8 protein-coding genes are annotated in these 9,437 nt (G+C 68.6%); 2 read left to right on the top strand and 6 right to left on the bottom strand.

The window, feature by feature from the left end; all coding sequences use genetic code 11:
* Positions 1 to 527: 527 nt before the first annotated feature.
* On the bottom strand, positions 528 to 677 hold the full coding sequence (locus tag HMPREF9710_RS27935) for a hypothetical protein (RefSeq protein ID WP_157225571.1): 150 nt from the start codon (positions 675 to 677) through the stop codon (positions 528 to 530).
* 117 nt (positions 678 to 794) lie between these two features.
* Positions 795 to 1,601: an APH(3')-I family aminoglycoside O-phosphotransferase gene (locus HMPREF9710_RS13865; protein WP_005667286.1), complete on the bottom strand. Its 807-nt coding sequence runs from the start codon at positions 1,599 to 1,601 to the stop codon at positions 795 to 797.
* Between the two features lie 93 nt (positions 1,602 to 1,694).
* On the opposite strand from HMPREF9710_RS13865, the gene HMPREF9710_RS13870 reads away from it, so the two are divergent.
* On the top strand, positions 1,695 to 2,033 hold the full coding sequence (locus HMPREF9710_RS13870) for a hypothetical protein (protein WP_005667288.1): 339 nt from the start codon (positions 1,695 to 1,697) through the stop codon (positions 2,031 to 2,033).
* Positions 2,034 to 2,109: 76 nt separating this feature from the next.
* Here the strand turns inward: HMPREF9710_RS13870 and HMPREF9710_RS13875 are convergent, their stop codons facing one another.
* Entirely contained in the window at positions 2,110 to 4,353 is a 2,244-nt protein-coding gene (locus tag HMPREF9710_RS13875) for a xanthine dehydrogenase family protein molybdopterin-binding subunit (protein ID WP_005667289.1), read from the bottom strand.
* The gene (locus tag HMPREF9710_RS13880; protein WP_005667291.1) at positions 4,350 to 4,829 is read right to left on the bottom strand and encodes a (2Fe-2S)-binding protein; all 480 of its coding nucleotides are present in this window, start codon (positions 4,827 to 4,829) and stop codon (positions 4,350 to 4,352) included. Before HMPREF9710_RS13880 ends, HMPREF9710_RS13875 begins: the two co-directional genes overlap by 4 nt.
* Positions 4,830 to 4,998: 169 nt before the next feature.
* Here HMPREF9710_RS13880 and HMPREF9710_RS13885 point away from each other — a divergent pair, with 169 nt between their 5' ends.
* Complete coding sequence (locus HMPREF9710_RS13885) at positions 4,999 to 6,987, top strand: diguanylate cyclase domain-containing protein (protein WP_005667292.1); 1,989 nt, start codon at positions 4,999 to 5,001, stop codon at positions 6,985 to 6,987.
* Positions 6,988 to 6,996: 9 nt separating this feature from the next.
* Here HMPREF9710_RS13885 and HMPREF9710_RS13890 read toward each other — a convergent pair whose 3' ends face one another.
* On the bottom strand, positions 6,997 to 8,334 hold the full coding sequence (locus HMPREF9710_RS13890) for an erythromycin esterase family protein (protein ID WP_005667294.1): 1,338 nt from the start codon (positions 8,332 to 8,334) through the stop codon (positions 6,997 to 6,999).
* Between the two features lies 1 nt (position 8,335).
* A partial coding sequence (locus HMPREF9710_RS26600; RefSeq protein WP_005667295.1) for an SRPBCC family protein occupies positions 8,336 to 9,437 on the bottom strand: 1,102 nt, incomplete at its 5' end.

A 9,437-nucleotide genomic window follows, 5' to 3' on the forward strand; every position in this document is an offset into this window, starting at 1 on the left:
GGCCTGTCGGTCGGATAGGCCCGAATCCTTGATCTCCTGTCGGATTTTCGGGGTGGTACGGGCTTGCGGGTGAATGCGTGAACTCATGCTGCCAACTCCTCCTGGTGCGATTGAATGCCGGGACTGCTGAATCCAGCAATCAAGTCGTCGAGCATAGCCTTTGCACGGAACAAAGGCCAGCTACGACGAGGAAAATGATCGCACGGAACTAAACAACTAAGCGGTAGCGTCCAGGGGTACCCGCCAATGTGGTCGACAAGCGCGAGTATCTCGACGCAGGGGCGCGAACTCGGCGATGTCGACCGCGAGGTGCAGACCCGCCACTATCCGGCCATGAGGCAGTCCAAGTGGCGAGGCTGATGGAGGATCGGGCACGGGTCGAGATCGAGGTGATCGCGGTCATTCCCGATTGATAAGCGAGAATCGATGCAAAGACGTAATCACTTGACCGTCTGGAGTACCGACGAGACTGACGACAGTCTGCCGCGCCGTGATCGTGGCTGCTCGAAATGATCGAGCACTGAGCATCAAGACTGGCGCAACGCGGATTTGTCCTGTTTGTCGAGCTTGTTCTGCTTGTAGAACAGGAAGGCCATCGTGGTCGTGGCGATTAATAACACCACGCTGGCCGCATCGACCGTCACATTGACGCGCACGTCTACTTTCACGTCTTTCATGGCTTTGTCCAGATGCATGATGAATGTTGGCGCTGAACGCATGGGAGTGTGTTGTCTCGAGCATAACATGGTGCGTTGCCAACCCGCGCTCGCCAGCCACCCCAGCGGAGACGGCGTTCAGAACAGCTCGTCCAGCATCAGGTGGAACTGCAGCTTGCGTCGATCAGGCGCGGCGATGCCGTACTGCCGCAGGAAGCGCTCCTGCAGCGATCCGCCGAACTCACCGAGGCAGTTCCAGGCGATGGCGAGATCCTGGTAGCGGTCCGCGATGCCGACCCGTCCGGCGTCGATGCAGCCCGCCACCTGGCCATCGACGATGAGGAGGTTGTCGAGCGAATAGTCGCCGTGCGTGACCACCGGATCGGGCGCGAGCGGCAGCAGGGCCTGCATCGCGTCCCAGACTTGCCGCGCGGTCCAGCCAGCGCGTTCCTCGTCGAAATCGTCCTCGTCCACCAGGCCCGCCTCGATGCGCGAGCGCGCCAGGCCCAGGCGGTAGTCGTGGTCACTATTGAACGGGCAGGCGGATGTCGGGATCGCGTGCAGGCGCTGCAGGAACCTGGCCAGGGCATCCACAACTATGTCATGCTGGGCGGGATCGGCTTGCAGCAGCTGGTAAGCGGTCCTGCCCGGCACGGCAGTCATCAGCAGCCAGGCCTCGTCGGCGCTACGGTCGAAATGCACGACGGCGGGCACGGGCATGCGTCCCGCCAGCCAGCGCAGCCGCGTCATCTCATCGCCGATGGCATCGGCAACCGCATGCCTGCCATGCTTCAGGTACAGGTCAGGCGCCCCCGGCTTGCCGTGCAGCCGGTAGACGGCGCCGCCCGATTCGCCGACCCTGTCACGCGCCCAGGCATAGCCAGCCAGGGCGGCCGACATGCTCTCCGGAACGGTCACGACTCGACAGGCTTCCTCCCGGTTCATATCGCTCCTGGTCTGCACGTCGTCGTCTCGACCGAGCGCCACCGCCCCGGCCATTCTGGTAAGTTGGTTCAATAGTGAACCGAGGAGCAACACATGAGCAACCCCATCGTCCACGTTATCCAGGATTTCTCCATCGCCGAGCAATTGCGGGCCGACCTGCTGGCCGCCGGCCTGTCCCAGGACAGCGTCGCCCTGTCTCCGATCGGCGACGAGGCGGGCCCGGGCCAATCCAATTTCACGGTCGGGGACTCGCCGTCGGCCAAAGGCGGCACCGATTACAACGACGTCTATCGCCCCGAAGGCGATATGCACGGCGCCTGCATCCTCAGGGTCCTGGCGCAGAATCCGCGCGAGGAAGAGCTGGCCCGGGCCATCGTCGAACGCCATCGCACGGCGAACCCGCACGCGCTGAGCGAGCAGCGCGTGCCGTGAACGTCATTTCTGCCACTGGCAGAAATGACTCCCCGCCCTCGCCGGGCGCCTTGGCCGGGACCCAAGTATTACTTCCTCAGCTCCAGCTCAGATCGGCCTTGCTGAGCGGGAGTTCACGCACCCGCTTGCCGGTGGCGGCGAAGATCGCATTGCACACCGCCGGCGCCAGCGGCGGCAGGGGCGGCTCGCCCAGGCCCGTCACCGGCTGGTCCGACTTCACGAAGTGCATCTCGATCTTTGCCGGCGCGTCGCCGATGCGCAGCAGCTGGTAATCGTGGAAGTTGCTCTGCACGATGCGGCCGTTCTCGAGGTTCAGCTCGGGGAACATCAGGGTCGACAGGCCGTCGATCACCGAGCCCTCGACCTGGTTCTCGGCGCCCGACAGGTTGATGATGGTCGGTCCGACATCTAGCGCCACCACCACGCGGTCGACCTTCACCTTGCCGTCCTGCGAGACGGTCACCTCGGCCACTTGCGCCACGTAGCCGCGGTGGCTGAAGTGGAAGGCGATGCCTTGTCCCTGGCCGCGCGCGAACTTCTTCTTGCCCCAGCCGGCCTTGTCGGCGGCGGTCTGCAGCACCGCGCGCATGCGCGCCACGTTGTAGGGCTGGCCGCGCTCGACGCTCGGCGCCATGATGTCCTTGTCGCCCAGCAGTTCGAGGCGGAAGGCCAGCGGATCGCGCCCGCCCGCATGCGCCAGCTCGTCGATGAAGCTGTGGAAGGCCCAGGCGAACACGCAGCTGCCCGGCGCGCGCCAGGGTCCCATCGGCACGCTGCATTCCAGCGCGGTCTGCTCCAGCTGGCAGTTGGCCAGCCAGCGGCCCGGGAATTCGTCGGGCGACAGGCTGCCGCCGCTACCGTTGCGCAGGGTGCTCTTGCCATCCTGCTCCACCCGGTTGGCGAAGGTGACGAAGTGGTTGTGCCATCCGACGACCTTGCCGGCCTCGTCAACGCCGCCGCGCAGGAAGTGGAAGCCGCCCGGACGGAAGTGGTCGTGCTGCAGGTCGTCCTCACGGGTCCAGGTCAGCTTGACCGGCGCCTTGTCCTTCATGCGCTGGGCGATCGCGGTGGCTTCGACGATGAAGTCCGAGCTCAGGCGCCGGCCGAAACCGCCGCCGCTGCGGATGATGTGCATTGTGATCTTTTCTTTGGGGATGCCGCAGGTGCCCGAGACCAGCGCCTGGCCCGCGTTCGGATTCTGGGTCGGGGCCCACAGTTCGAGCGCGCCGTCGGGCTTGATCCAGGCGGTGCAGTTCTGCGGCTCCATGCTGGCATGCGAGATGAAGGGGTAGCTGTAGGCCGCTTCCACCGTCCTGGCGGCGCCCTTCAGGGCGGCGGCGACGTCGCCATCCTTGCGCAGCACGGTAGCGCCGGGCTGGCTGGCGGCCGCCTTGGCCTGGGCCGTGAAGTCGGCCCAGCTGTGCTTCGCGGCGCCGCCTTCGTCCCACGTCACTTCGAGCGCGCGGCGGGCGCGGATCGCGGCCCAGGTCGAGGTGGCGACGATCGCCACGCCGGGACGCAGGCCGTTCAGGTTGCTGGTGCCTTCGATGATGAAGGCGTCCTTGACGCCGGGCAGGGCGCGCACCGCGTCCAGGTTGGCGCGCAACGGCTTGCCGCCGAAGACCGGGCACTTGACGTATTGGGCGTGCAGCATGCCCGGCAGCTGGACGTCGATGCCGAACAGCGGCTTGCCGCTGACGATGGCGGGGTTGTCGACGCCGCCAATGCGCTTGCCCAGCAGCTTGAAGGTGGCCGGATCCTTGACCGCCACGCTCGCCGCGTCCGGCAGCGGCAGCCTGGCCGCCGCTTCGACCAGGTCGCCGTAAGCCAGGCGCCGTTTGCTCGCCGCGTGCAGGACATGGCCGCCGTCGGTCGTGCATTCGCGGGCCGGCGCTTTCCAGGCCTGGGCCGCGGCCTGCACCAGCACGGCGCGCGCGGTGGCGCCCAGGCGGCGGAAGTTCTCGTAGTTGTTCGGGGTCGAGTTCGAGCCGCCCGCGCCCTGGCTGCCATAGGCTTCCAGGTTCAGGTCGCCCTGGATCACGCGCACGCTGTCCCAGGCGACGTCGAGTTCCTCGGCGATCACCATCGGCAGCGAGGTCTTGATGCCCTGGCCGATCTCGGGCTGCTTGGAGATCAGGATCACGCTGCCGTCGCGCGCGATGCGGATGAAGGCGTTCGGCACGAAGTCCGGGCTGGCGGCGCCGGCCTTCGTATCGCTCACGGCGGCCAGCACGCCTTGCGCCGACATGCCGATCAGGAAGGCGCCGCCGGCGGCGCCGGCGCGCAGGAAACCGCGGCGCGAGGTGGAGGCGAGCGTCATGCTTGTTTCCCTTCGGTCGATGCGATCTCGGCGGCGCGGTGGATGCCCTTGCGGATCCGCATATAGGTGGCGCAGCGGCACAGGTTGCCGGCCATGGCCTCGTCGATCTGGGCGTCGGTCGGCTTCGGATGCTGCTTGAGCAGGGCGCAGGCGCTCATGATCTGCCCCGACTGGCAGTAACCGCATTGCGGCACGTCGAGCTCTTGCCACGCCACCTGCAGCGGATGGCGGGCATTGGCGTCCAGGCCCTCGATGGTGGTGATCCTGGCGTCGCCGATGCTCGAGACCGGCAGCACGCAGGCGCGCGTCGCCACGCCGTCGAGGTGGACCGTGCAGGCGCCGCACTGGCCCAGGCCGCAGCCATACTTGGTGCCGACCAGGCCCAGGGTATCGCGCAGCGCCCACAGCAGCGGGGTATCGGCTTCGACGTCGACGGCCTGCGCCTTGCCGTTGACATTCAGGGTGTATGTACTCATGACGCTCCTTCAAGGCAGTCCGAACAGGCTGACAATCCTAGCTGAAATTTCACTACTTCAACAGTATTGCAGTGCCTGTTTTAATGCCGGCCAGACTGTAAACATGCCGCCTTGGACGCTACGGATTAATATGTAATACTTTGTTGCATTAAGGTCGACACTATTTTCTATGCTTAAACGCGGTCTGCGCCTGCTGCCGGCGAACCTGAAGCTGCGCATGGCCTGCGTCGCGGCCGTCCTGGTATTCGTGGCGACACTGCTGGTCACCCTGTCGACCCTGGCGGTGGCCGAGCGCGGCATGAAGTCGGTGATCGGCGACCAGCAGTATGCGATGCTGGCCAGCGCCGCTTCCTTCATGGACGACCGCATCGCGGCGCGCGTGGCGCAGGTGGAGTCGCTGGCGGCCTGCCTGCCGGCGGCGGCGCTGCGCGATCCGGAAGGCGCACGCCGCTTCCTCCAGGCCCAGGCGCCGCTCTGGGAACACGAGTACATGAACCTGATCCTGCTCGACGTCCACGGCCAGCAGCTGGTGTCGCTGCGCACGTTCGGCAACGAGCGGCGGCTCGACGCCGCCGGGCGCGATTACTTCGAGCGCCCGCTGGCGACCCGGCGCGGCTTCATGGCGCAGCCGATCGTCAGCCGGATCTCGGGGCGCCAGGTGGTCGTGATCGGCGCGCCCGTGCTCGACCGGGGCGGCAAGGTAGGGGGCGTGCTGACGGCCAGCATGGATTTGCAGGCCACTGGCTTCCTGCGCCAGATCGGCGCCCTCAGGCCGGGCGCTTCGGGCTACCTGTTCCTGATGACGCCCGACGGTGCCATGATCGACCATCCCGACCCGCGCCGCCTGCTGCGCCAGGCCGGAGCGCGCGGGTCGGGCGCGGAGCGCGCCCTGGAGGGCTTCGAGGGGTGGATGGAGGCGGCCGGCGGCGATGGGCGCGAATCGATCTACGCCTACCAGCGCCTGCGCACCACCGGCTGGATACTGGGCGCCCGCTACCCCACCGAGGAAGCGTTCGCGCCGCTGGCGCAGATGCGCCGGAACGCCATCTTCGGCGCAACGGCCCTGGCGCTGGCCGCGGGCGTGCTGGCCTGGGCGCTGGTGTTCCGGCTGCTGGCGCCGCTGCAGCGGCTGCGCGACCGCATTCGCGCGATCCGCCACGACGGCGCCGACATCGGGGTGCTGCACGACACCCGGCGCGACGAGATCGGGGAACTGGGCAATGCCTTCTACCAGCTGATGGCCGAGCGCCAGAACGCCGAAGGCCTGCGCGCGGCCAGCGAGAAGCGCCTGCGCCTGATCACCGACAACCTGCCGGTGCTGATCGCCTACGTCGACCGCGACCGGCGCTTCCGGTTCGGGAACGCGACCTTCGAGCGCTGGTTCGGGGTCGCGCCCGAGCGGCTGGTCGGCATGTCGATCGCCCAGTTGATGGGCGAGGAGGCCGCGCGCCAGGGCGCGGAAAGTCTGGAGCGCGCGTTCGCCGGCCACGCCGCCACCTGCCAGATGCGGCTGCCGATCAAGGGCGCGCCGCGGGTGCTGGAGGGCGTCTACATCCCCGACCTGCAGCCGGACGGCAGCGTGGCCGGTGTGTACGCGCTCAAGCACGACATGACGCACGTGAAAGAGGTCGAGGAGCAGCTGACCCGCCTCGCGCGCATCGACACCCTGACCGGCCTGGCCAACCGGCGCAGCTTCAACGAGACCCTGCAGCAGGCGCTGGCGCGCGCCTCGCGCCACGGCCGGGCGCTGGCGCTGGCCTACCTGGACGTCGACCACTTCAAGCGCATCAACGACAGCCACGGCCACGGCGTGGGCGACGAAGTGCTGAAGGAGTTCGGCGAACGCCTGCGCGCCTGCGTGCGCGCCAGCGACCTGCCTGCGCGGCTGTCGGGCGACGAGTTCGTGGTGATCCTCGAAGAGATAGGGAACGGCGGCGAGGCCGAACATACCGTGGCCAAAATCGCCGCCAAGATCGTGGCGGCGATGCGCGCGCCGTTCGCCACGGGGGCCGGGATGCTGGCGGTGTCGGCCAGCGTCGGTGTCGCATTGTGGCGGCCGGGGCAGGGTGAAGACGCGCTGCTGGCGGAGGCGGATGGGGCCTTGTATGTGGCGAAGGCGAACGGGCGCGATGGGTATACGGTGGGAGCGGCGGCGTAGCTGCCGACCCTACAGCCCGCCCGGATATGTCTCCGGCGGCTCGCCCGAATGCCAGCCGCTGGTCGCATCGAGCGGCTCCACCGCCGTGGTGCGGTCGATGTGGATCACGGCGTCGAACTGGCGCGGCAGCTGGGCCATGAAGTAATGGCTCTGGCGCTCGCTGCGCGGCAGGTACAGCACGCCGATGGCGCGTTCCAGACGCTCTTCCATCAGCGCGTCGCGCGCCGGCGAAGGCTCGCGCAGCGGCAGGAAGAAGCGTTCGATGCCGGTGCTGTGCAGTAGGTGCTCGTAGCTGTTCTGCAGGGCCGGCCGCACGTGCTTGTGCCGGCCCTCGCCATCCCATTCCGAGGCCGCCGTGACCCGGCCTTCGTAGGTGGTGAAGCCGATCAGGACCGTGTCGGCGCCATGGGCCTTGCGCGCCAGCTCGCCCAGCGTCCATTCGCCCTGGCGCCCGATCTCGGTCGCGCGCGCGTCGCCGATGTGCGAGTTGTGTTCCCAGACCACGATGCGCGCCGGCTTGCCGCCCTGCGACAGGTGGCGCGCCACCGCGTCCAGGGTCTCGGCCATGTGGCTGTCGCGCAGGTTCCAGGACGAGACGCGGCCCTTGAACATGGTGCGGTAATACTCTTCGGCGTTCTTGACCAGGCGCGCGTTCTGCTGGGCGTAAAAGAACGCGTCGTCGCCGCCGCCGGCCTGCACGTAGTCGAAACCGCGCTGCTGCAAGGTGCGCAGGGTGGCGATCACGCCTTCCTGGCACGACGGCGACATGCCGAAGCTGGCCTCGTAGCCGTATTGCTGGCTGTCGCGGTCGTAGTGGTCGAAGCAGGCGTAGACCTTGCGCGCCTCGCGCGCGGCGTTCGGGTCGACCTGTTCCAGGTAGTGCAGCACCTCGTGGATCGAGGTGTACATGCTGTACAGGTCCAGGCCGTAGAAGCCGGTCTTGGCGGCGCCGGCGCCCGGGCCGTCGTTGTGCGCGCGCAGCCACTCGACGAAGTCGAGCACCGCCGTGTTGCGCCACATCCAGGCCGGGAAGCGTTCGAAGCCCGAGAGGGCGGCGCGGCCGTCCGCGTCCGCGCCCTCGCCACGCACGTAGCGGTTGACACGCCAGGCATCGGGCCAGTCGGCTTCGACCGCCACCGCGGTGAAGCCTTTTTCCTCGATCAGGCGCCGGGTGATGCGCGCCCGTTCCGCGTAGAACTCGTGGCTGCCGTGGGTGGCCTCCCCGAGCAGCACGAAGCGGGCGTTGCCGACCATGTCGAGCAGGGCGTCGTAGTCGTCCGCGCCCCCGGTGAGGGGGCGGGCCGACGCGCGCACCGCGTCGAGGGTGGCGTTGGTGAGGATGGCCACGTCAGTGCAGGAAGCTGTGGCTCGGCGCCGCCTGGTGGCCGGCGTAGTGGGCGCCGCCGCGCTCGATGAACTCTTTCATGCGCGCCAGGTCGTCGTCCATCTGGCGCTGCGGGTCGGCGCCCAGCATGCGCGCGATGCCGTGGCCCAGCGCGCCGGCCGGCGGCGAGTAGGTCATGCGCACCGTGACGCGGGTGCCGTTGCCGGACGGCTCGAAGGTCACCGAGCCTTCCTGCTCGATCTCCGAACCCGGTTCGCTGCGCCACGACAGGCGCTCGGGACGCGACTGCTCGGTCATGACGGCGTTCCATGCGTATTCCATGCCGCCGGGGCCGCGCACCACCCAGTGCGAGCGGCGGTGGCCGAGGTCGCGCACTTCGGTCACGTGCGACATGAAGCGCGGGAAGTTCTCGACTTCGGACCAGGCGTCGAACACTTCCTTCGGCGCGGCGTCGATGTGAATCGAGTTCTCCACCCCGACCTGGCTGGCGGCGCCGCGGTGGCGCAGCGAATCGACCAGGTGGCGGCCGCGGTCGCTGCGCAGCAGCACCGCCAGCGCGCCCAGGCCGAGCAGGGCGGCCACCGGCGAGCGGCGCACCAGGCCGACCACGCTCAGGGCGCCGGTGCCCAGCAGGGCGGAATTGGTGAGCGTCGGGCTGCGCGCGCCGAACACCTGGCTCAGGTGGTCGGTCCAGGCGCGCACCTGGTCGCCGGCGGCGTGGGCGCGCGAGCGGGCGTCGGCTTTCACGCTGTGGGCGGTCTGTTCCAGGCGTTCGCGCGCCAGGTCGGCGCGTTCGCGGGCGCGTTCGGCGGCGCGGTCGGCGCTGTACTCGGCGCGGTCGCGCGCCTTGTCGGCGGCATACTCGGCCTTCTCGCGCGCTTCGTATGCCGCATGGCTGGCGCGGTCGCGCGCCTCGTAGGCGGCGTGTTTCACGCGATCGCGGGCCTCGTGGGCGGCGTGGCTGGCGCGGTCCTTCGCCTCGTACGAGGCGTCGGCCAGGCGCTCGCGCGCATGTTCGAGCCGGTCGCGCGTGCGGTGCGAAACCTCGGCCAGGCGGTCGCCCGCCGCATGGGCGGCGCCGGCCAGGCGTTCGCCGGCGCGGGCC

The organism is Massilia timonae CCUG 45783 (assembly GCF_000315425.1).
In the GTDB taxonomy this organism is placed as follows: Bacteria; Pseudomonadota; Gammaproteobacteria; order Burkholderiales; family Burkholderiaceae_D; genus Telluria; species Telluria timonae.